Annotated in this window: 18 protein-coding genes; 14 read left to right on the top strand and 4 right to left on the bottom strand. The window is 69.1% G+C overall.

Annotated features, from left to right (window positions below; translation table 11 throughout):
• Nucleotides 1–170 precede the first annotated feature (170 nt).
• A complete protein-coding gene (locus WT24_RS28375; protein WP_060036520.1) occupies nt 171–1,121 on the bottom strand; it encodes a LysR substrate-binding domain-containing protein in 951 nt (316 codons plus the stop codon).
• A 163-nt stretch (nt 1,122–1,284) separates the two neighbouring features.
• Between WT24_RS28375 and WT24_RS28370 the strand changes: the two genes are divergently transcribed.
• From WT24_RS28370 to WT24_RS28360, 3 genes are all read left to right on the top strand, one after another.
• Nucleotides 1,285–2,439: a M20 aminoacylase family protein gene (locus WT24_RS28370; protein WP_373557248.1), complete on the top strand. Its 1,155-nt coding sequence runs from the start codon at nt 1,285–1,287 to the stop codon at nt 2,437–2,439.
• A 73-nt stretch (nt 2,440–2,512) separates the two neighbouring features.
• On the top strand, nt 2,513–3,295 hold the full coding sequence (locus tag WT24_RS28365; protein WP_059794808.1) for an ABC transporter substrate-binding protein: 783 nt from the start codon (nt 2,513–2,515) through the stop codon (nt 3,293–3,295).
• 148 nt (nt 3,296–3,443) lie between these two features.
• Nucleotides 3,444–4,628, top strand: coding sequence for a porin (locus WT24_RS28360; protein ID WP_060036518.1), 1,185 nt, complete (start codon nt 3,444–3,446; stop codon nt 4,626–4,628).
• Between the two features lie 97 nt (nt 4,629–4,725).
• Here the strand turns inward: WT24_RS28360 and WT24_RS28355 are convergent, their stop codons facing one another.
• A complete protein-coding gene (locus WT24_RS28355) occupies nt 4,726–5,745 on the bottom strand; it encodes an NAD(P)-dependent alcohol dehydrogenase (protein WP_060036516.1) in 1,020 nt (339 codons plus the stop codon).
• Nucleotides 5,746–5,873: 128 nt separating this feature from the next.
• On the opposite strand from WT24_RS28355, the gene WT24_RS28350 reads away from it, so the two are divergent.
• From WT24_RS28350 to WT24_RS28315, 8 genes are all read left to right on the top strand, one after another.
• Nucleotides 5,874–6,848, top strand: coding sequence for a LysR substrate-binding domain-containing protein (locus tag WT24_RS28350; protein ID WP_060036514.1), 975 nt, complete (start codon nt 5,874–5,876; stop codon nt 6,846–6,848).
• Nucleotides 6,849–6,891: 43 nt separating this feature from the next.
• Complete coding sequence (locus tag WT24_RS35510) at nt 6,892–7,101, top strand: hypothetical protein (RefSeq protein WP_060036512.1); 210 nt, start codon at nt 6,892–6,894, stop codon at nt 7,099–7,101.
• A gap of 84 nt (nt 7,102–7,185) precedes the next feature.
• Nucleotides 7,186–7,905 carry an SDR family oxidoreductase gene (locus WT24_RS28340; protein WP_060036659.1) on the top strand — a complete coding sequence of 240 codons (720 nt, stop codon included), beginning with the start codon at nt 7,186–7,188 and terminating at the stop codon, nt 7,903–7,905.
• Nucleotides 7,906–8,042: 137 nt separating this feature from the next.
• Nucleotides 8,043–9,992 (top strand): arylsulfatase, encoded by a 1,950-nt coding sequence (locus WT24_RS28335; RefSeq protein ID WP_059504336.1) that lies wholly within the window; start codon nt 8,043–8,045, stop codon nt 9,990–9,992.
• Between the two features lie 16 nt (nt 9,993–10,008).
• Nucleotides 10,009–11,058 (top strand): formylglycine-generating enzyme family protein, encoded by a 1,050-nt coding sequence (locus tag WT24_RS28330; RefSeq protein ID WP_060036510.1) that lies wholly within the window; start codon nt 10,009–10,011, stop codon nt 11,056–11,058.
• 8 nt (nt 11,059–11,066) lie between these two features.
• On the top strand, nt 11,067–11,867 hold the full coding sequence (locus tag WT24_RS28325) for a MetQ/NlpA family lipoprotein (RefSeq protein WP_373557247.1): 801 nt from the start codon (nt 11,067–11,069) through the stop codon (nt 11,865–11,867).
• Entirely contained in the window at nt 11,861–12,862 is a 1,002-nt protein-coding gene (locus WT24_RS28320; protein ID WP_060036506.1) for a YkgJ family cysteine cluster protein, read from the top strand. The genes WT24_RS28325 and WT24_RS28320 overlap by 7 nt, the downstream gene beginning before the upstream one ends.
• 65 nt (nt 12,863–12,927) lie before the next feature.
• On the top strand, nt 12,928–13,254 hold the full coding sequence (locus tag WT24_RS28315) for an antibiotic biosynthesis monooxygenase (protein WP_059504328.1): 327 nt from the start codon (nt 12,928–12,930) through the stop codon (nt 13,252–13,254).
• A gap of 11 nt (nt 13,255–13,265) precedes the next feature.
• Here the strand turns inward: WT24_RS28315 and WT24_RS28310 are convergent, their stop codons facing one another.
• Together WT24_RS28310 and WT24_RS28305 are read right to left on the bottom strand one after the other, a co-directional pair.
• Nucleotides 13,266–14,174 (bottom strand): hypothetical protein, encoded by a 909-nt coding sequence (locus WT24_RS28310; protein ID WP_060036504.1) that lies wholly within the window; start codon nt 14,172–14,174, stop codon nt 13,266–13,268.
• A 155-nt stretch (nt 14,175–14,329) separates the two neighbouring features.
• The gene (locus WT24_RS28305; RefSeq protein WP_034205491.1) at nt 14,330–15,262 is read right to left on the bottom strand and encodes a LysR family transcriptional regulator; all 933 of its coding nucleotides are present in this window, start codon (nt 15,260–15,262) and stop codon (nt 14,330–14,332) included.
• A 206-nt stretch (nt 15,263–15,468) separates the two neighbouring features.
• Between WT24_RS28305 and WT24_RS28300 the strand changes: the two genes are divergently transcribed.
• The 3 genes from WT24_RS28300 (at nt 15,469) to WT24_RS28290 (ending at nt 21,385) form a co-directional block, all read left to right on the top strand.
• A complete protein-coding gene (locus tag WT24_RS28300; protein WP_059828016.1) occupies nt 15,469–16,242 on the top strand; it encodes a putative hydro-lyase in 774 nt (257 codons plus the stop codon).
• A gap of 79 nt (nt 16,243–16,321) precedes the next feature.
• Nucleotides 16,322–17,620 (top strand): MFS transporter, encoded by a 1,299-nt coding sequence (locus tag WT24_RS28295; protein ID WP_059504322.1) that lies wholly within the window; start codon nt 16,322–16,324, stop codon nt 17,618–17,620.
• Between the two features lie 126 nt (nt 17,621–17,746).
• Nucleotides 17,747–21,385, top strand: a complete 3,639-nt coding sequence (locus WT24_RS28290; RefSeq protein ID WP_060036502.1) for a hydantoinase B/oxoprolinase family protein — start codon at nt 17,747–17,749, stop codon at nt 21,383–21,385.
• Nucleotides 21,386–21,706 lie beyond the last annotated feature (321 nt).

The following is a 21,706-nucleotide window of genomic DNA, read 5'->3' as shown; positions in this document are numbered from 1 at the left end:
GTCGAAATTGGCTGGCACTCTTTAACAAAGAGTGCTGACGAGTATAGAAATGCGCGACGACGCGATCCAATAACGGATTCGGAAAAGCATTTGCGCGAATGCGCTTTGGGAGCAGCGCCGGCTCCGCCGCATGGAGACCGTCGCCGGACGCAACGCGCAACGCGGGTGCGTCAGATCAGCAGCGACACCGTCCTGAACAGCGCGAGATCGTCCTTGCGCGCGGAGCGCGCGTGCCGCCGGACGACCTGCAGCAGGCAGTCGATGAAGCAGCGCGCGGCCTCGCTCAGCGTGCTGCTGCGGCGCGTGACGATGCCGAGCTCGCGCGGCTCGAAGGTCTCCTTCAGCGACAGCGCGCGCATCCGCTCGCCGAACGGCGGCACGGCGGCAAGAATCGTCGGGCACCACGTGCACATGTCAGCCTGCTCGAGCATCGTCTGCAGCATCGCGACCGATTGCGCGCGCACGATGCGCCGCTCGTCGATCTGCGCGCCGTGGCGCGTGAACAGGTAGTCGACGAGCGCCGCCTGGCCGTCCGCCGCGAAATTCAGCACCCAATCGTTGTCGAGCAGATCGTGGATCGATCGCGCGCGTTCGCGCGGGTGGCCGGCGCGCACCATCACCGAGGTCTCGTAACGCAGCATCGGCTCGAACGCGAATTCCTGTGCGCTGCCCGGCTGCACGTGCCCGAGCGCGAAATCCATGGTGCCGTCGCGCAGCAGCGGCTGCGCGACGGCGATCAACGCTTCGTAGAGTTCGAGACGCACGTCGGGCATCCGTTCTCGAAAACGCAGCACCGTTTCCGCGAGGAACGTCATGGTGAGCCATGGCGTGACGCCGACGCTCAGCCGCCCCTCGACGCGCCCGCGCATCCGTTCGAGATCGCTCTGCGCGTGCTCCAGTTGTTTCAGCACGAGCTTCGCGTGCGTGAGCAAGGTTTTCCCGTATTCGGTGAAACCGATGCCCTCCGGCGCGCGCACGAGCAGCGGCAGGCGCTCGCTTGCCTCCAGCTCGCGCAACGCGCGCGTGACGGCCGCCTGCGACAGCCCGAGCATGCGCGCCGCGCCCCGGATGCTGCCGGCCTCCGCGCTCGCGACGAGCGCCTGCAACTGATGCAGTTTCATGGTGCGATACCCGACAACGAAAGGTTGTCATCATAACGAAACCGCGGCTGTTCGCCCGGATTTTCGCTGCATACGATCCCGTCACGATCCGCCCTCCGGCGATCGGCAACCGGAACGTAGCGAAGGAGTATCGGGGTTGGGCCAGACACGAATTTTTCCCGAAATGGCAGCGATCGAAGCCGAGATGATCGCGCTGCGCCGCCGGCTGCACGCGCATCCCGAGCTCGGCTTCGAGGAACGCGCGACCGGCGATCTCGTCGCCGAGCACCTGACAACATGGGGTTATCGGGTGGAGCGCGGCCTCGGCGGCACCGGCGTGGTCGGCACGCTGGCGCGCGGCGCCGGCAAGCGGCTCGGGTTGCGCGCGGACATGGACGCGTTGCCGATCCGCGAGACGACCGGGCTGCCGCATGCGAGCCGGCACGACGGCGTGATGCACGCGTGCGGCCACGATGGCCATACGGCGATGCTGCTCGCCGCCGCGTGCTGCATCGCGGTGCGCGCGCGTTTCACGGGCACGCTGAACCTGATCTTCCAGCCGGCGGAGGAAGGGCTCGGCGGCGCGAAGCGCATGCTCGACGACGGGCTGTTCACGCGGTTCCCGTGCGACGCGGTGTTCGCGATGCACAACGTGCCGGGGTTGCCGGCCGGCGTGCTCGGCTTCTGCGACGGCCCGGCGATGGCGTCGGCCGACGAGGTGCGCGTGCGCGTGGCGGGCCGCGGCGGGCACGGCGCCGCGCCGCACACGACGGTCGATCCGGTGGTGGTCTGCGCATCGATCGTGATGGCGCTGCAGACGATCGTGTCGCGCAACGTGAATCCGCAGGAGCTGGCGATCGTCACGGCGGGCGCGATCCATGCGGGCGCCGCGTCGAACGTGATTCCGCCGCACGCGGAGCTCGAACTGAGCGTGCGCGCGCTGTCGCCGGACGTGCGCACGCTGCTCGAGCGGCGCATCCGCGAGGTCGTGCACGGGCAGGCCGCGAGTTATGGCGCGACGGCCGAGATCGACTACCGGCACACCTATCCGGTGCTCGTCAATCACACGGCGGAAACGGCATTCGCCCGCGAAGTCGCGCGCGAATGGGGTGGCGACGGCGCGCTGATTCCGCAGCTGCGGCCGATCGCGGCGAGCGAGGACTTCGCGTTCATGCTGAACGCGTGCCCGGGCAGCTACCTGTCGATCGGCAACGGCGACGGCAACGGTGATGGCGCGACCGGATGCGGGCTGCACCACCCCGGCTACGACTTCAACGATGCATGTCTCGCGACGGGCGCGAGCTATTGGGTCGCGCTGGCGGAGCGATATCTCGCGTGACGCGGCGCACGCGGCGAACCGGCGCCCGATGCGCCGGACGAATTCGATTCACGATCTACACAAGGAGACTGCAATGAAGCAGTGGATGGCGGCGCTCTCGATGGCGCTGGCGGCAGGGGCCGCACATGCAGGCGACTGGGCGGGCAAGGATATCCGGCTCGCGGTCGATCCGACCTACCCGCCGCTCGAGTACAAGCTGCCGGACGGCACGCTGACCGGGTTCGGGATCGACATCACGAATGCGCTGTGCGCGGAACTGAAGGCGCGCTGCGTGTGGGTCGAGTCGAGTTTCGACGGGATGATCCCGGGGCTGCTCGCGCGCAAGTTCGACGTGATCGCGTCGTCGATGACGATCACGCCGAAGCGGATGCAGCAGATCGCGTTCACGAACCGGATCTCGAACGCGCCTGCGCGGCTGATCGCGCGCAAGGGTTCGCCGTTGCTGCCGACGGCCGAATCGCTGAAGGGCAAGCGGATCGGTGTCGAGCAGGGCTCCGCGCAGGCAGACTATGCGATCGCGAACTGGCAGCGGGCCGGCGTGCAGATCGTGTCCTACCCGAACCAGGACCAGGTCTACGCGGATCTCGTGACGGGGCGGCTCGACGCGGCATTCCAGGCGTCGATCGCGGCCAGCGACGGTTTCCTGAAGAAGCCGCAGGGCAAGGACTTTGCATTCGCCGGTGAAGCGATCGACGACACGAAGTACTTCGGGCAGGGCGACGGGCTCGGTCTGCGCAAGCAGGACACCGACTTGCGCGACGCGTTCAATCGCGCGCTCGCGACGATTCTCGCAAACGGCACGTATCGGCGGATCAACCGGAAGTATTTCGATTTCGACATCTACGGCGCGAAGTGAGCCGCGCGGCGTGCTGTCGGCGCGTCGCACGTGAGGAGACCCCGCGCGCGATCGACCGCGCGCCGGATACCGGAAATGACCGCCTGCACGGCCTGCGAATCGCGCGGGCATTCACGTGCAGGCCCGGAAAAACGAATAAGGATAACGAATGAACTGGAGATTTTTTTTCGTCGCGATTCCGGCGCTGTGCGCAGCACCTGCGTTCGCGCAGGGTAGCATCACGCTCTACGGTCTGGTCGACGCGGGTATCGACTATACGAACGACGTCGGCGGCCACGGTGCGTGGCAGATGGCGAGCGGCTTCGCGCAGGGCAGCCGCTGGGGGCTGAAGGGCGCCGAGGATCTCGGCGGCGGCTATAGCGCGCTGTTTCAGATCGAGAGCGGCTTCAACGTGAACGCCGGCACGCTCGCGCAGGGCGGGCGCATGTTCGGGCGGCAGGCTTATGTCGGGCTCGGCAGCACGCGCTACGGCACGCTGACGCTCGGCCGGCAATACGATTCTGTGGTCGACTATCTCGCGCCGACGACCGCGAACGGGAGCTGGGGCGTCTATCCGTTCTCGCATCCGCTCGATAACGACAACACGGGCAACACGTTCCGCGTCGACAACACGGTCAAGTACGCGAGCCCGGATTTCTCGGGTTTCTCGTTCGGCGGCACCTACAGCTTCAGCAACGACACGGGCTTCGCGAACAACCGGGTGTGGAGCGTCGGCGCGCGGTACGAGCACGGCGGGCTGCTGGTCGGCGCTGCGTTCCTGAACGCGAACGACCCCGGCGCGACGTCCGGCGGCGCGGTCGCGGGTTCGGGTTCGGTCGGCGCCGATGCGAACTTTGCGTCGGCGCGGCTGCGAATCTTCGGGGCGGGGATCAACTACACGGCCGGGCTCGCGACGGTCGGCTTCGCGTACACGAACAGCAACGTCACGCGTCCGACCGCGAACGTCGGCTACCTGTTCGGCGACGAGACGATCGCGCCCATGACGGGGCTGCTCGCCGGCGGCACGGTGACGGCGATCAAGTACCAGAACTTCGAGCTGAACGGCAAATACCAGTTCACGCCCGCGTGCTTCGTCGGCGCGCAGTACGTGTACACGACGGTGCGCTACGACGCGACGACGGGCAGCGCGAAGCCGAAGATCCATTCGATCGGGCTGATGGCCGACTACGACCTGTCGAAGCGAACGGACGTGTACCTGATGGGCGCGTATCAGCGGGTTGCAGGCGACGCGACGGGTTCGTCGCTCGATCGGGCGCTCATCCCCGGCGCGGCGGACCTGTCGTCGACGTCCAAGCAACTGATGGTGCATGCGGGGATTCGTCACCGGTTCTGACGGCGTGCGGTCAAGCGGCGGCAACGGACAGCGGAAGACTCGTCGCCCGTCGCCGCCGACGTGCGTGCGCGATCGCGCAACGCGACGCTTTCTCCCGTCACGCCGCGACGCGAATCACGACCTTGCCGAAATGCTGGCCCGACTGCAGGTACGTATAAGCTTCCGGCGCTTCGTCGAAGCCGAACACGCGATCGACGACGGGCCGGATCCGCTTCGCGTCGACGAGACGGACGACGTCATCGAGCATCGCGCGACTGCCGACCATGATCCCGTGAAGCCGCCGGATGCCGCCGATCAGCGACAGCAGCCCGAGTTCGGGGCCGCCGAAACTGCTGAGGCCGCCGATCACCGACACGATGCCGCCCAGCTTCGTCGCGGCGACCGAGCGCGGCAGCGTGTCGCGTCCGCCGACCTCGACGACGAGATCCGCACCCGCGCCGTCGGTGAGCCGCAGCACTTCATGCTGCCATTCGGGCGTCGCGCGATAGTTGATCGTTGCATCCGCACCGAGTGCACGCGCGCGTTCGAGCTTCGCGTCGCTCGACGATGTGACGATCGTCCGCAGCCCCGCCGCATGCGCGAGCTGCAGTGCGACGATCGATACGCCGCCGGTGCCGAGCAGCACGACGGTCGAGCCGGGGCCTGCGCCGCCGTCGGCGAACAGCGCATTCCAAGCGGTCACACCCGCGCACGACAGCGTCGCCGCCTCGTCGTAGTCGAGATGCGCGGGAATCGCGACCAGCGCGGTTTCGTCGGACACGAAGTGTTCGGCCAGCACGCCGTCGAATTGCGCGCCGGGCGAACCGGAGACTTTCGCCGGCGTGGGCGGCCCGTCGATCCAGCGCGGGAAATACGTGTTGATCACGCGATCGCCGGGCTTGAAGCGCGTGACGTCGCGGCCGGTTTCGACGACTTCGCCCGCGCCGTCGGCCACGGGAATCAGCGGCGCGTCGCCGATGCCGAGATAATCGCCGCGCGCGAACATCAGGTCGCGATAGTTCAGCCCGGCCGAGTGGATCTTCACGACGACATCGGTCGGCCCGACCGGCGGGCTGGCCGCGTCGATGCGCCGAAGCCCGGCGACGCCGTCGCCCGGTTTCAGTTGCCATGCATGCATGTTCGACTCCTGGTTCGAGGGGGACGGGACTATCATAGTGTTGCGTATGGGGACGCATTGGCTAGAGTTTGGCCACGCACTGTTTCCATGCGGGACACAAACCTGCGAACGAACCGGAGCGGAATCACATGGACGAGCGGCTGAGAGGCGTCGCGGAATTCGTCGAGGTCGTGGAGTCGGGCAGCTTCGCGGCGGCGGCGTTGCGCGTCGGCGTCACGCGTTCGGCGGTCGCGAAGGTCGTCGCGCGGCTCGAGCACCGTCTCGGCGTGCGGCTGCTGCAGCGCACGACCCGCCAGCTCAACCTGACCGACGAAGGGAACGTCTATTACGAGCAATGCCGGCGGTTGCTGGCCGAACTCGGCGAAACGGAGGCCGCGCTCGACGCGGGCCGGCGCGAGCCGTCCGGACGGCTGCGCATCAGCGTGCCCGTGCTGTTCGGGCGCCAATGCGTGGCCCCGGTCATGCGGCGTCTCGTCGAGCGTCATCCGCGGCTCGAAATCGACGTGTCGTTCAGCGACCGCGTGGCCGACCTGATCGACGACGGCTTCGACATCGCGGTGCGCATCGGCGAGCTGGCCGATACGAGTGCGCTCGTCGGGCGGCGGCTGGGCGTGCAGCGCATGGGCATCTGCGCTTCGCCCGCGTATCTCGAACAGCATGGCCGGCCGTCGGGGCTCGACGAACTCGCGTCGCACGTCGGCATCGCGTACTCGCGCGGCGGGCAGCCGGTGCCGTGGCGGATCATCGGCGCGGACGGCCAGGCGCACGACCACCGCGTGGCTGGGCGCCTGCGGTTCGACGACCTGCAGGCGATCGCCGAGGCCGCCGCCGCCGGCGCGGGCCTCGCATGGCTACCGTGCTGGCTGATGGCGCCGTACTTGCGCGACGGCCGGCTCGCGCTGGTGATGGACAGCAACAGCGTGTCGGGCGCGGAGGTGTTCGCGGTGCGGCCGAAGTCGCGGCACGTGCCGTCGAAGGTGCGCGTCGCCGTCGATGCGCTGGTCGACGAGATCCCGCGGGTGCTGGCGTCGGATGACGGAGACGGGCAGCGCACGCCGCATCGTCGCGAGCGCGATCCGCGCCCCTCGCGCATGGTCGGTTGACGCGGTGTAGGTCGCGTCGACGTACCTGATCCTGGCGCCCGGCATGTCGGCCGGCGCCGTCGCGTTCGTCGCATCGCAGCAGCCGATTCTCGTCGGGGCGCTCGCGCTGCTGCTCGTGGCGCTCGCGCTCGCGTTGCCGGCAGGCAGGGTGCTCGCATGGCAGATCGCGTCGCGATGCGATCTGCCGATGGCGGTAAGCCGCCCCGCTCGAGCGAAGCGGATGACGGCGACCGTACGCGTTTTTCTCACCTGACGCACAATCGTGCGGAACGTGCATGCGACGCGCGGCAGCGTACGCATCGCGCCGTCTTCGATTCTTTCGTACGAGGCACGAATCATGTCATCCCGCACTTATCTCGTCACCGGCGCGTCGCGCGGCATCGGCTTCGCGGTCAGCACGCTGCTCGCGCGGCGCGGCCATCGCGTCATCGGCGTCGCGCGGCATGCGCAGGACATCGATTTCCCCGGGGAATTGCACGCATGCGATCTCGCCGATATCGGGCAGACGGCCGCGACGCTGGCGCGTATCGGTGCGTCGGCCGATATCGACGGCATCGTGAACAACGCAGGCATCGCGTTGCCGCAGCCGCTCGGGCAGATCGACTTCGGCTCGCTGCAGACCGTGTTCAATCTGAACGTGCGGGCGGCGATCCAGGTCACGCAGCATTTCGCCGACGTGATGAAGGCGCGCGGCCATGGACGCATCGTCAACATCTGCAGCCGCGCGATCTTCGGCAGTCTCGATCGCACCGCATATTCGGCCGCGAAAAGCGCGCTCGTCGGCTGCACGCGCACGTGGGCACTCGAACTCGCCGAACACGGCGTGACCGTCAACGCGGTGGCGCCCGGCCCGATCGAGACCGAACTGTTCCGCCAGACGCGGCCGGTCGGCAGCGAAGCCGAGCGCAAGGTGCTCGCGACGATTCCCGCGCGCCGGCTCGGCACGCCCGACGACGTCGCGGCTGCAATCGCGTTTTTCCTGTCGGACGAAGCCGGTTTCGTCACGGGGCAGGTGCTGGCCGTGGACGGCGGCGGCAGCCTCGGCGGGCGCAACTGACGCACGGCGGCGCGGTGCGTGGCGGCCGGCGCGCATCGCATATTCCCGCACCCCGTTAGCATGTGACGAATCCGACTTTGGGCACCGCGCGCGCGACGCTAAGATCGCCGATCCCGTAGATCGAGCGTTCCGCAACAATGAAAAAGTCCGCGTCGCCGTTGCATGCTTTTCGTTTCCGTGTCGTCTGCGCCGCGATTGCCGGCGCGGTGTCGCTCGCGTCGTGCGGCGGCGTCGACGGCGATCCGCCGCCGCAAGCCAGCGCGACGCCGTCGGCCAAGCGCCCGAACATCCTGTACATCATGGCCGACGATCTCGGCTATTCCGACATCCATGCGTTCGGCGGCGAAATCGACACGCCGAACCTCGACGCGCTCGTCGCGTCCGGTCGCATCCTGTCGAACCACCACACGGGCACCGTCTGCGCGATCACGCGCGCGATGCTGGTGTCAGGCACCGATCACCATCTCGTCGGCGAAGGCACGATGGGCGTGCCGACCGACGAGCGGCGCGGGCTGCCCGGCTACGAGGGCTACCTGAACGACCGCGCGCTGTCGTTCGCGCAACTGCTGAAGGACGCCGGCTATCACACGTATATCGCGGGCAAGTGGCACATCGGCTCGGGGATCGTCGGCAGTACGACGGGCAGCGGGCAGACGCCCGACCAGTGGGGTTTCGAGCGCAGCTACGTGCTGCTCGGCGGCGCGGCGACGAACCACTTCGCCCACGAGCCGGCCGGCTCGTCGAACTACGCGGAAGACGGCCGCTACGTGCAGCCTGGCCAGCCCGGGCAGCCGGGCGGTGCGGGCGGCAACCCGGCCGTGTTCTATTCGACCGATTTCTATACGCAGAAACTGATCTCGTACATCGATGCGAACAAGCAGGACGGCAAGCCGTTCTTCGCATACGCGGCCTACACGTCGCCGCACTGGCCGCTGCAGGTGCCCGATCCGTGGCTGCACAAGTACGCGGGCGTGTACGACGCCGGCTACGATGCGATCCGCAACGCGCGGATTGCCCGACAGAAGGCGCTCGGCCTGATTCCCGCCGATTTCAAACCGTTCGACGGCCTGCCGGAAACGACGGCCGCATCGCCCGCGACCGCGAACGACGGCAAGGCCGGCGCGAAGTACGTCAGCGCCGTGCATTCGGCCGCGGACGGCTACGTCGACTACGGCCCCGGCAAGGTCGACAAGCTGTGGTCGAGCCTGTCGCCGGCCGAGCGCCGGGCGCAGGCGCGCTACATGGAAATCTACGCGGGGATGGTCGAGAACCTCGACTACAACATCGGACTCCTGATCCAGCATCTGAAGGACATCGGCGAATACGACAACACGTTCATCATGTTCCAGTCGGACAACGGCGCGGAAGGCTGGCCGATCGATTCGGGCGCCGACCCGACCGCGACCGATACCGCGAACGCGCAGGAGCCGACCTATTCGGCGCTCGGCACCGACAACGGCAAGCAGAATGCGCAGCGCCTGCAGTACGGGTTGCGCTGGGCCGAAGTGAGCGCGGCGCCGTTCCGGCTCACGAAAGGCTATTCGGGCGAAGGCGGCGTATCGACGCCGACGATCGTGCACCTGCCGGGCCAGTCGCAGCCGTTGCCGACGCTGCGCGCGTTCACGCACGTGACCGACAACACGGCGACGTTCCTCGCGGTCGCGGGCGTCACGCCGCCGTCGCAGCCGGCGCCGCCGCTCGTGAACACGCTGACGGGCGTCGACCAGAACAAGGGCAAGGTCGTCTACAACAACCGCTACGTGTATCCGGTCACGGGCCAGTCGCTGCTGCCGGTGCTCACGGGCTCGGCGACGGGCGAAGTGCACACGACGCCGTTCGGCGACGAAGCGTATGGCCGCGCGTACCTGCGCAGCGCCGACGGCCGCTGGAAGGCGCTGTGGACCGAGCCGCCGCTCGGGCCGCTCGACGGTCACTGGCAACTGTACGACCTCGCGTCGGACCGTGGCGAGACGACCGACGTGTCCGCGCAGAATCCGTCCGTGATCGGCGCGCTAGTCGACCAGTGGAAGGCCTACATGAGCAACGTCGGCGGCGTCGAGCCGCTGCGGCCGCGCGGCTACTACTGAGCGCGGGGGCGACACGATGCGGTTCCGCTTCTGGACGATCGGCGCGACGCTGGCCGCCACGCTGTTCGCCGCCGCGTTCGCGGCAGGCTATGCGAACCCGGCGGCGTCGGCCGGCGGCGCGTTCGACGACCTGAATCGCGGCCGCGCGCTCGCGCCGCTCGGTTCGGAGCGCGAGTGCGAACGCTATTCGGGCTTGCCGTCGAAGTGGCGCGACGATCCGAAGGCCGGAATGGTGCATCTGCGCGGCGGCGCGTTCGTGTTCGGCAGCACGCGCGGCTATGCGGACGAGCGTCCGGCCGGCGACGGCCGCACGCGCGTCGGCGGCTTCTGGATCGACCAGACCGACGTGACGATCGCGCAGTTCGCGGCATTCGTGCAGGCGACCGGTTACGTGACCGAGGCCGAGCAGCAGGGCGGCGCGGCGGTGTTCCATGTGCCGACGCGCGACGAGATGAACGCGCGCGACCTCGCGTGGTGGTCGTGGGTGAAGGGCGCGTCGTGGCGGCATCCGCGCGGGCCCGGCAGCGACGTGGCGGGGCTCGGTAACCTGCCTGTGACGCTCGTCACGCAGCGCGATGCGCTCGCGTATGCGCACTGGCTCGGCCGCGACTTGCCGACCGAGGCCGAATGGGAGTACGCGGGCAAGGCCGGCCGCGACGACGCATCGCTCGATGCGGCGCCGCGCGACGCGCAGGGCAAGCCGGCCGCGAACTACTGGCAGGGCGCGTTTCCGGTGCTCGATTCGGCGGAGGACGGCCACGCGGGATTGGCCCCCGTCGGCTGCTATGCGGCGAACGGCTTTCGTCTTTACGACATGATCGGCAACGCATGGGAATGGACGAAGGACGCGTACACGGGCCCGCATCAATCCCACACGAACGGCGACACGGCGGCCGTCGCCCCGCCGACGCGCCGGCACGATACGCCGATGGTGATCAAGGGCGGCTCGTTCCTGTGCTCGCGCGATTACTGCGTGCGTTACCGCGCATCGTCGCGCGAGCAGCAGGAAGCCGATCTCGGCGCGTCGCATATCGGGTTTCGCACGATCCTGAGGGATGCTTCATGAGGCGGGCGATGACGCATTGCGTTGCCGCGTCGCTGGTCGTTGCGTGCGGCTTCGTATGTTCGGGTGCGGCTCTTGCCGCGGAAGCGGTGACGCAGGCGATACGCGTCGGTGTCACGCGCGGCGTGCATGCGGAGATCCTCGACGAGGTGAAGCGCGTCGCCGCCGCGCGTGGCCTCGATGTCGACGTCGTGCAGTTCGACGACGCGTCGCGCATCGATGCCGCGCTCGCGAACGGCCGAATCGACGCGGCGAGCTTCGAGGACGCGCAGCGCCTCGGCGCGACACGCGCGGAAAAAGGCTACGCATTGACCGCCGTCGCCCCGACCGTCACGTTGCCGATGGCGTTCTATTCCCGCAAGCTGACGAGCCTGAACGCATTGCAACCCGGCGCGACGATCGCGCTTCCCGCCGATCCGCGCGGGATGGCGCGCGCGCTCGTGCTGCTGCAGAACGACACGCTGGTGACGCTGCGCGAGAAGGCCGGCCTGCATGCGACGCTGCGCGACGTGACGGGCAACCGGCTCGGGCTGAAATTCGTCGCGCTGCGCCGCGACCGGCTTTACGCGGCGCTCGACACGGCCGCGTTCGTCGCGATCGACAGCGACGACGCGGCCCGCGCCGGGCTGCAGCCCGCGCGCGACAGCATCAGCCTGGAGGATGCGCGCTCGCCGTACGCGAACGTGCTGACCGTGCGCGACGCCGATCGCGCGAAGCCGTGGGTCGCGCAGCTCGTCGCCGCGTACCACTCGGACGACGTCGCGCACTTCATCCTCACACGCTACCAGGATTCGGTGCGGCGGCCGTGGTAGACAGTTACCTGCTCGCGTGCAACGCGTGCGGCCGCTGCTGCAACAGCGCGCCGACGCTGTCGTTGCGCGAACTGTTCCGGTATCGGCACCGCTTCGTCGGCGCGTTGACGATCCGCCGCGTGCCGAAGCGGCGGATCGGCGAACGCTGGCAAGCGGGCGGCCGCGAGCACGCGCTCGATGCGGACGACGTCGCGGCGGCCGATGCGCTGGCGGACCGGCTGTTCCATCGCGGCCGCGTGCACGGCGAATGGCTCGCGCTGACGCTGCAAGGCTACGACTATCCGTCGCTGGGCCGTTGCGCGGCGCTGGCCGACGACGGCCGCTGCGGCGTGCACGCGAACAAGCCGTCGATCTGCCGCGCGGTGCCGCTCGATCCGATGCTGCCCGACCGGTTGCAGGCACGCGTGCTCGCGACGCGGCGCGGCGATGCGGCGTGGCTCGGCGATGCGGCGTGGCTCGGCGCGAATTGCATCGTCGACGCCGCGAGCGTGCAGTCTGCCGAGGTATCGGTGTTCCCGATTCCGCTGGTGACGGCCGGGCAGGTCGAGGATCGTGCGATGCTCGACGCGCATCGCGATGCGCTCGTGTTCGAGCGCGCGGTGTGGCGCGACGCCGTGTTCGCGTCGCTGGCCGACGGCGGGCCGGGCGTGAGCGATGCGCTGTCGCGGCTGGCGCCCGGCGGCTACCTGACCGTGTCGATCGTGCCGGCCCTGCTGGCCGCCGGTCAGGTTTCCGCGCATTGCCGCGCGTTGTGCATCGACTTCATCGATACCCAACTGACCTTGATCGGCGCGAACATCGAAGCGGCGCTCGCGCGCCGGCAGGTGGCCGACCGGCCCGCGACGCGCGAATTGCGTGGCTTCGCGCAGGCGCTGGAGCGGGCGCGACGGGCGCTCGCGGCGACGCCGGCATCCGCCGCCGCCACGCGCGACGATGCGTCACGCATCGAAGCGTGGCTCGACGATCGCGTCGACGCCGCTTCGCTCGCCGCCTGACGATCGCGGCACGCCGCGCGTGCCTTACACTTGGCGCTCTTTCAATCGTTGCAGAGCGAGCGGGCATGTACGCGTCGACTTTCATTTTTCGCGCCGGCCAGTACGACGACGAATTCCACCGGCTCGACCGGCAGATCGCCGACATGGCGCGCGCGACGCCCGGCTATCTCGGCGAGGAAACGTGGGAGAACGCGCAAGCCGGCTTGATCCAGAACGTCTACTACTGGGAATCCGAGGCGGCGCTGCGACAGTTGATCCAGCATCCCGCGCATCTCGAAGCCAAGGCGAAGCAGGCGCGCTGGCTGGACGGGTATCGTGTCGTGATTTCGCAGGTGCTTCGCGAGTATGGCGACGGCAAGCTGACGCCGCCGCATGCGGCGCCATCCGCGTAAGGGGGGCCGGGTCAGGCGGCCGCCCCGGCTTTTCCCGGGCCGCCCGGCTTGCCCGCCGCGCGCTCCCAGATCGGGAAGGTCGCGTTCTGGATCGACGTCTGCGCGTCGATGACCTTGCGGTGGTCGATGCCGGGCAGGTCGAGCAGCCGGTCGACGGCCGCCTTCGCGCCCTGGGCGTCCTGCGGAAAGCTGCACGCGAACTGCTTGTTCGTATCGAACAGGATCCACCAGACGTCCGACACGAACGGCCCATGATCGCTGGTTTCGATCAGGATCGCGCCGAGGTCGGACAGCGCGATGCCGCGTGTCGTCCCGGTCTGGTCGGTCGACGCGATGCGCGTATCGGTGGCGGTCACGGTCCAGCCGCTTTGCCGGGTAGACGGGCGGGGCGAGGACGGCGCGGCATTCGGTCCGGCCGGGCTGCCGGCGGCTGCGTTTGTCCCAGCGCCTGCGCCAGTGCCGGTCGGCACGCCCCCGCCCGCGGCACCGACCGCAACGCTTGGCGCACTGCCATCCTGCCGTGCGCGCCCGTCGATCCACGGCAACGCGGCGGCGCCCGCCATCGCCGCAATCCATAAGTAGTACCCGGCCCCGAACGTGCGGATCGTTTCGTAGTTCGCGTCGGTCGGGATCGTATGCCACCCGGCCGCAAAGGCCACGACCACGGCCAGCAGCGCCGACACGGTACGGCTCGGCCTGAGCAGCGCGACGACGAGCAGCGGGTTGCCGAGCCAGGCGAATTGCAGGTCGAGGATCGCGAGCCCGCCGAGCGCGAGCACCGTATAGCCATGCAACCAGCTCACCGCGCCGGCCGCATTCGGCGGTTCGGCCGCGACGGGCAGCAGCAGCGACGCGGCATACAGCGCGACGATCACGACGCGCGCGAGGTTCAGGCGGGGCGAGGCGGAGCGAATCTGCATGTGGCCTTCCTGTCGTGCACGGTCATGCGAGGCGACGAATGCCGGACGGCCCGGCCCTCATTCACGATGCGCGGCGCCGACGTGGCGGCGCGCCGAACGCGATTGTGGGCGATTCGCGCGGCGATGTCGAACGCGCGTCGTCCACCGCTGCAAAGTCAAAGCGCTTCGACCAGCAACCGCGTGCTCTTCTCGCAATACTCGTGACAGGCCGCGCGCGCAGCGATCGACGCGCCATGCACGAACCGCGGCGCGTCCGCCCGCCGCGACATCGACACGACGATCGACGGCGGCGACGGCTGCAGCGGCAGCTCGACGACTTCGCCGCTCGCGATCAGCGCATCGACGAACAGCACCGGAATCGCGGCAACGCCGAAGCCGTCGCGCACCAGTTGCACGATCACCGAGATCGACGGCGATCCGGTGATGCGCGTCTCCGACAGCGGCACGCCGTGCGCATGCGCGAGCGTGCGGACGATGTCTTCCAGCGCACGATGGGGCGCGGTGCCGCGCCCGTAGGTGAGGATCGGCTGGCGCAGCACCTGCCGCGCGAGGCCTGTGCGCAGGTTCGGCAGCAGCCCCGCGCGCGCGATCCAGCGCACCGGGTAGTTCGCGAGCGCGTCGCATACGACCGACGCCTCGTCGCTGCCTTCCACGCGAATGATCAGGTCGAGCTCGCCGGCCATCAGCCGGCGTTGCAGCACGACGCTGACGTCGACGGTCAGATCGATCTCGAGCTGCGGATAGTCGGCCGCGAGCCGCCGCATATAGTGCGGCAGCCAGCTGTGCACGACCGTCTCGATCACGCCGAGCCGCAGCTTGCCGCGCAGCGCGCGCTCGCCGGACGCGGCGGCCTGCAGTTCCTGCGTCGCCTCGACCACGGCTTTCGCATAGCCGAGCAGGTATTCGCCGTTCGGCGTGAGCCGGAACGCGCGGCTGTCGCGATCGACGAGTACCGTATGCAGTTCGTCCTCGAGCGCTTTCAGGCGCTGCGAGATCGCGGCCGGCGTCGCATGCAGCGCGGCCGCGGTCGTGCGGAAGTTGCGCAGCTTCGCGAGCGTGACGAAGGTTTCGAGAAAACGCGTGTTCATGGCGGTCGGGCGAGCAGTGGATGCGCAGCTTGCCGGCGACGAAAAATGAACGGGACCGGGGAAAACCCGCGGATCCGTTAAGAAATTCTATACAACGGACGCAAAAAAACTCGTTGGCGACAAATTTTTTTCTTTTCTATTCTTCGCCGTATCCGATGACACGCCACCGTCATCGCCATGCCATCCCGATTCTGCGACCGACCATCATGACGCCTTCCGAATTCCGCCAGTCCGTGCGCCGCGGCGCGTTCCGCGGCCCGACCGCCGGCCATTGCGGCCCGTTTGCCCAGGCGAACCTGGCGATCCTGCCCGACGCGTACGCGCACGATTTCCTGCGCTTCTGCCAGGCCAACCCGAAGGCTTGCCCGCTGCTGGGCGTTGGCGAACCGGGCGCGTTCCGGCTCGACGCGCTCGGCGAGGATCTCGACATCCGCACCGACGTACCGAGCTACAACGTCTACCGCGACGGCCGCCTGACCGAGCAGGTCGAATCGCTGGAAGCGCTGTGGCGCGACGATTTCGTCGTATTTGCGATCGGCTGCTCGTTTTCGTTCGAGGACATGCTCGCCCGCGAAGGGATCGGGCTGCGCCACGTCGAGGAAGGGCGCAACGTGCCGATGTACCGCACGTCGATCGCGAACCGCCGCGCGGGAATCTTCGGCGGCCAACTGGTCGTGTCGATGCGGCCGCTGCGCGGCGCCGACGCGATCCGCGCGGTGCAGATCACGAGCCGGTTCCCGGGCGTGCATGGCGCACCGATCCATATCGGTCATCCGCGGGAACTGGGCATCGAGGATTTGAACGCGCCCGAATTCGGCGACGCGGTGACGATCCGCGACGGCGAACTGCCGGTGTTCTGGGCGTGCGGCGTGACGCCGCAAACCGCGCTGATGGACGCGAAGCTGCCGATCGCGATCGCGCATACGCCCGGCCACATGCTGATGACCGACATCACGAACGCGTCGCTGGCCGTGTTCTGACCGGCCGCACACCCCTTACGCCGCATACCCGCGACACACCACACGCCATTCGACGGCGCATCACGACAGGAGCATCACCATGGAAAGCAAGACCCTCGCGGCGCCCGCCGCCGAGCCCGCGAGCCGCGCGCGCAGCGGCCTGTTCTCGTGGTATGCGGATGCGCAGCCGCGCGAACGCCGCGCGTTCTGGAGCTGCAAGGTCGGCTACATGCTCGACGGAATGGACACGCAGATGCTGTCGTTCGTGATCCCGACGCTCGTCGCGACCTGGGGCATCTCGCTCGCCGACGCAGGCTTCATCGGCACCATCACGCTGCTCGCGTCGGCGCTCGGCGGCTGGATCGCCGGCATCCTGTCCGACCGGATCGGCCGCGTGCGCACGCTGCAACTCACGGTGCTGTGGTTCGCGGTGTTCACCGCGCTGTGCGGGCTCGCGCAGAACTACCCGCAACTGGTCGCGGCGCGCGCGCTGATGGGCTTCGGCTTCGGCGGCGAATGGACGGCCGGCGCGGTGCTGATCGGCGAGGTGATTCGCGCGCGCGACCGCGGCAGGGCGGTCGGCCTCGTGCAGTCGGGCTGGGCGATCGGCTGGGGGCTGTGCGCGCTGCTGTATGCGCTGCTGTTTTCGGTGCTGCCGGCCGAGCAGGCGTGGCGCGCGCTGTTCCTCGTCGGGCTCGCGCCCGCGCTGCTGGTCGTCGCGATCCGCCGTTACGTGAAGGAGCCGGACGTCTACGAGAAGGAGAAGGCCGCGCAGGCGAAAGTGGCCGACGCACCGCGCCTCACCGAGATCTTCGCGCCGAAGCTGATCACGACGACGCTGCGCGCGGCGCTCCTGACGACCGGCGCGCAGGGCGGTTACTACGCGATCACGACGTGGCTGCCGACCTTCCTGAAGACCGAGCGGCACCTCACGGTGATGGGCACTGGCGGCTATCTCGCGATGATCATCCTCGGCTCGTGGGTCGGCTACCTGACGAGCGCGTACCTGACCGACCGCCTCGGCCGCAAGCCGAACTTCATCCTTTTCGCGGTCGGCTCGATGGTGATCGCGTTCTCGTACACGTCGCTGAACCTGACCAATGCTTCGATGCTGTGGCTCGGCTTCCCGCTCGGCTTCTTCGCGTCGGGCATTTTCTCGGGGATGGGCGCGTTCCTCACCGAGCTGTTCCCGACCCGCGTGCGCGGGTCCGGCCAGGGCTTCTGCTACAACGTGGGCCGTGCGATCGGTGCACTGTTCCCGTTCCTGATCGGCGCGCTGTCGAAGCAATACGGGCTCGGCACGAGCATCGGCATCTTCGCGGTCGCCGCGTACGGCGTGGTGATCGTCGCCGCGCTGACGCTGCCCGAGACCCGCGGCCGCGAACTCGACGCCGCGTAAGCGGCAGCGGCCCGCGCGCCGCTTTCTCCCTTTTCCCCCTTTTTTACCGGTACCGCCACGCGGCGCGCGACGCGCGCCGTGCGGCGGCGCTCGCCCCTCGATTCAACGACGCATCGACCCGACATCATGACCGACCGACACCTTTCTCCCGTTTCCTCCGACGCCGCGCGCTGGCAATTCTGGATCGACCGCGGCGGCACGTTCACCGACATCGTCGCGCGGCGGCCCGACGGCACGCTCGTCACGCACAAGCTGCTGTCGGAGAACCCCGAGCAGTACCGCGACGCGGCCGTGGCCGGCATCCGTCACCTGCTCGGCCTCGCGGCTGGCGAGCCGATCACGCCCGAGCGGGTCGACATGGTGAAGATGGGGACGACGGTCGCGACCAACGCGCTGCTCGAACGCAAGGGCGAACGCACCGCGCTCGCGACGACGCGCGGTTTTCGCGACGTGCTGCGCATCGCGTACCAGAACCGGCCGCGCCTGTTCGATCTCGACATCGTGCTGCCCGACGCGCTGTACGAGACGGTCGTCGAGATCGACGAGCGCGTCGGCGCGCATGGCGACGTGGTCGTGCCGCTCGATGTTCAGGGTGCCGAAGCGTCGTTGCGCCGCGTGTTCGACGGCGGCGTGCGCGCCCTCGCGATCGTGCTGATCCACGGCTACCGCTACACCGCGCACGAACGGATGCTGGCCGAACTCGCGCGCCGCATCGGCTTCACGCAGGTGTCGGTGTCGCACGAGGTGTCGCCGCTGATGAAGATGGTGTCGCGCGGCGACACGACCGTGGTCGACGCGTACCTGTCGCCGATCCTGCGCCGCTACGTCGAACAGGTCGCGCACGAGATGCCGGGCGTGAACCTGCAGTTCATGCAGAGCAGCGGCGGGCTGACACGCGCCGATGCGTTCCAGGGCAAGGACGCGATCCTGTCCGGCCCGGCCGGCGGCATCGTCGGGATGGTGCGCGCGGCGCGCGCGGCCGGCTTCGAGCGCGTGATCGGCTTCGACATGGGCGGCACGTCGACCGACGTGTCGCACTACAACGGCGAATTCGAGCGCGTGTTCGAGACGCAGGTGGCCGGCGTGCGGATGCGCGCACCGATGATGAGCATCCATACGGTCGCCGCGGGCGGCGGCTCGGTGCTCGGCTTCGACGGTGCGCGGCTGCGCGTGGGGCCCGAATCGGCCGGCGCGAATCCGGGGCCGGCCGCGTACCGGCGCGGCGGCCCGCTGACGGTGACCGACTGCAACGTGATGCTCGGCAAGATCCAGCCCGACCATTTTCCGCGGGTGTTCGGCCCGCATGCGGACCAGCCGCTCGACCGCGACGGCGTGGTCGCGAAGTTCGCGGCGCTCGCCGACGAGATTCACGCGGCAACCGGGCGGCGCGAGACGCCCGAGGCGCTTGCCGAAGGTTTCCTGGAGATCGCGATCGGCAGCATGGCGAACGCGATCAAGAAGATTTCCGTGCAGCGCGGCCACGACGTGTCGCGCTACGTGCTGACGACGTTCGGCGGCGCGGGCGGCCAGCACGCGTGCGGCGTGGCCGATGCGCTCGGGATGACGCAGGTGTTCGCGCATCCGCTCGCGGGCGTGCTGTCCGCGTACGGGATGGGGCTGGCCGACCAGACCGCGATGCGCGAGCGTGCGGTCGAGGCCGTGCTGACCGACGCGTCGCTGCCGGCGCTGAACGCGGCGCTCGACCGGCTGGCCGACGAGGCCATCGGCGCGCTGCTCGAACAGGGCGTGCCGCCGCAGCGGATCGCGACCGAGCGGCGCGTGCATCTGCGCTACCAGGGCACCGATTCGGCGCTTGACGTACCGGCCGGCAGCGTCGCCGCGATGCAGCAGGCGTTCGAGGCCGCGTACCGGCAGCGCTACGCGTTCCTGATGCCGGGCACGCCGCTCGTCGCCGAGCTCGCGTCGGTCGAGGCGATCGGCCGCTCGGACGCGCCGGTCGACCTCGCGCCGCTCGCGCCGCGCGCGGAAGACGCGGCGCCTCGAGCGCACACGGCCGTGCGCTTTTATTCCGGCGGCCGGTGGCACGACGCGGCGCTGGTCGTGCGCGACACGCTGCGCGCCGGCGATGCGATCGACGGCCCGGCGATCGTCGCGGAACAGAACGGCACGACCGTCGTCGAGCCCGGCTGGCGCGCCGCGATGACCGCCCAGGGCAACCTCGTGCTGACGCGCACGACGCCGCTGCCGACGCGCCGCTCGCTCGGCACCGATGCCGATCCGGTGCGGCTCGAGATCTTCAACAACCTGTTCATGTCGATCGCCGAGCAGATGGGGCTGCGGCTGCAGAACACCGCGTACTCGGTGAACATCAAGGAGCGGCTCGACTTCTCGTGCGCGATCTTCGACGGCGACGGCAACCTGATCGCGAACGCGCCGCACATGCCCGTGCACCTCGGCTCGATGGGCGAAAGCATCCGCACGGTGATCGAGCGCAACCGCGGCCGCATGCGCGACGGCGACGTGTTCATGCTGAACGACCCGTACCACGGCGGCACGCACCTGCCAGACGTGACGGTCATCACGCCGGTGTTCGCGGACGGCTCGGACGCGCCGCTGTTCTACGTCGGCTCGCGCGGCCACCACGCGGACATCGGCGGTACGACGCCGGGCTCGATGCCGCCCGATTCGACCCATATCGACGAGGAAGGCGTGCTGATCGACAACTGGCAGCTCGTGTCGGCCGGCGTGCTGCGCGACGCCGAGACGCGCGCGTTGCTGGCGTCGGGCCGCTACCCGGCGCGCAACGTCGAGCAGAACATGGCCGACCTGCGGGCCCAGGTCGCCGCGAACCGGAAGGGCGTCGACGAATTGCGCCGGATGGTCGCGCAGTTCGGCCGCGACGTCGTGCTCGCGTTCATGGGGCACGTGCAGGACAACGCGGAAGAAGCGGTGCGGCGCGTGATCGGCGCGCTGCAGGACGGCGCATACCGGTACCCGCTCGACAACGGTGCGGAGATTCGCGTCGCGATTCGCGTCGACCGCGCGGCGCGGTGCGCGGAGATCGACTTCACCGGCACGTCCGCGCAGCTCGACAACAACTTCAACGCGCCGAAGGCCGTCTGCATGGCCGCGGTGCTGTACGTGTTCCGCACGCTGGTCGGCGACGACATCCCGCTGAACGCCGGCTGCCTGAAGCCGCTGACCGTGATCGTGCCGGCCCGCTCGATGCTGAACCCCGAATACCCGGCGGCCGTCGTGTCGGGCAACGTCGAGACGTCGTCGGCGATCACCAACGCGCTGTACGGCGCGCTCGGCTGCGTCGCGTCGAGCCAGGGAACGATGAACAACTTCACATTCGGCAACGATCGGTACCAGTACTACGAGACGATCGCGGGCGGCAGCGGCGCGGGCGACGGCTTCGCGGGCGTCGCCGCGGTGCAGACGCACATGACGAACTCGCGGCTCACCGATCCGGAGGTGCTCGAATGGCGCTATCCGGTGCGGCTCGATTCGCACCGGATCCGCGCCGGCTCGGGCGGCGCCGGGCGCTGGCGCGGCGGCGACGGCGCGGTGCGGCGGATCCGCTTCCTCGAGCCGATGACCGCGTCGATCCTGTCGAACAACCGGATCCACGCGCCGTTCGGCGCGGCGGGCGGCGAAGCCGGTGCGCTCGGCCGCAACACGATCGAGCGGGCGGACGGCACGGTCGAGGCGCTCGACCACATCGGCCGCGCGCAGATGGCGCCGGGCGACGTGTTCGTCGTCGAAACGCCGGGCGGCGGCGGCTACGGCGCGCCGGAATGAGCGGCGCACCCGGCGCGGGCACTCCGCGCCGGGTGCGCGGGCGGGTGAAGAATATTGCAAAGAACTGTGGAATAAAGCGGCGCATTCACGCGCGAGCGGAATCAAAATGGCGGAAACACGGATCGCGGCATGCGATTCGACCCCTGCCGCCACGGTCTCCCCAAAGATCTGGCCCCGTCACCGCGGATCGACCTCAAACGCCCGTCCGGCGCGGGTTCCGGCCCGGCAATCCACCCTCGACGCGCGGCGCGTCGCCCACCCGTTCTCAAGCGGCCGATCATGAAAAATCCGGCTTGCCAATCGAGTCCCGGTTCCTTGACA

Origin of the sequence: Burkholderia sp. MSMB1078WGS, assembly GCF_001528895.1 — a bacterium.
GTDB lineage: Bacteria > Pseudomonadota > Gammaproteobacteria > Burkholderiales > Burkholderiaceae > Burkholderia.
This window is presented reverse-complemented; position numbering and strand designations above follow the sequence as displayed.

What these genes read in the sequence shown, in the direction of transcription:
- WT24_RS28375 (WP_060036520.1), bottom strand. Translation starts at nt 1,121, where the DNA reads ATGAAACTGCATCAGTTGCAGGCGCTCGTCGCGAGCGCGGAGGCCGGC.
- WT24_RS28370 (WP_373557248.1), top strand. Translation starts at nt 1,285, where the DNA reads ATGGCAGCGATCGAAGCCGAGATGATCGCGCTGCGCCGCCGGCTGCAC.
- WT24_RS28365 (WP_059794808.1), top strand. Translation starts at nt 2,513, where the DNA reads ATGAAGCAGTGGATGGCGGCGCTCTCGATGGCGCTGGCGGCAGGGGCC.
- WT24_RS28360 (WP_060036518.1), top strand. Translation starts at nt 3,444, where the DNA reads ATGAACTGGAGATTTTTTTTCGTCGCGATTCCGGCGCTGTGCGCAGCA.
- WT24_RS28355 (WP_060036516.1), bottom strand. Translation starts at nt 5,745, where the DNA reads ATGCATGCATGGCAACTGAAACCGGGCGACGGCGTCGCCGGGCTTCGG.
- WT24_RS28350 (WP_060036514.1), top strand. Translation starts at nt 5,874, where the DNA reads ATGGACGAGCGGCTGAGAGGCGTCGCGGAATTCGTCGAGGTCGTGGAG.
- WT24_RS35510 (WP_060036512.1), top strand. Translation starts at nt 6,892, where the DNA reads ATGTCGGCCGGCGCCGTCGCGTTCGTCGCATCGCAGCAGCCGATTCTC.
- WT24_RS28340 (WP_060036659.1), top strand. Translation starts at nt 7,186, where the DNA reads ATGTCATCCCGCACTTATCTCGTCACCGGCGCGTCGCGCGGCATCGGC.
- WT24_RS28335 (WP_059504336.1), top strand. Translation starts at nt 8,043, where the DNA reads ATGAAAAAGTCCGCGTCGCCGTTGCATGCTTTTCGTTTCCGTGTCGTC.
- WT24_RS28330 (WP_060036510.1), top strand. Translation starts at nt 10,009, where the DNA reads ATGCGGTTCCGCTTCTGGACGATCGGCGCGACGCTGGCCGCCACGCTG.
- WT24_RS28325 (WP_373557247.1), top strand. Translation starts at nt 11,067, where the DNA reads ATGACGCATTGCGTTGCCGCGTCGCTGGTCGTTGCGTGCGGCTTCGTA.
- WT24_RS28315 (WP_059504328.1), top strand. Translation starts at nt 12,928, where the DNA reads ATGTACGCGTCGACTTTCATTTTTCGCGCCGGCCAGTACGACGACGAA.
- WT24_RS28310 (WP_060036504.1), bottom strand. Translation starts at nt 14,174, where the DNA reads ATGCAGATTCGCTCCGCCTCGCCCCGCCTGAACCTCGCGCGCGTCGTG.
- WT24_RS28305 (WP_034205491.1), bottom strand. Translation starts at nt 15,262, where the DNA reads ATGAACACGCGTTTTCTCGAAACCTTCGTCACGCTCGCGAAGCTGCGC.
- WT24_RS28300 (WP_059828016.1), top strand. Translation starts at nt 15,469, where the DNA reads ATGACGCCTTCCGAATTCCGCCAGTCCGTGCGCCGCGGCGCGTTCCGC.
- WT24_RS28295 (WP_059504322.1), top strand. Translation starts at nt 16,322, where the DNA reads ATGGAAAGCAAGACCCTCGCGGCGCCCGCCGCCGAGCCCGCGAGCCGC.
- WT24_RS28290 (WP_060036502.1), top strand. Translation starts at nt 17,747, where the DNA reads ATGACCGACCGACACCTTTCTCCCGTTTCCTCCGACGCCGCGCGCTGG.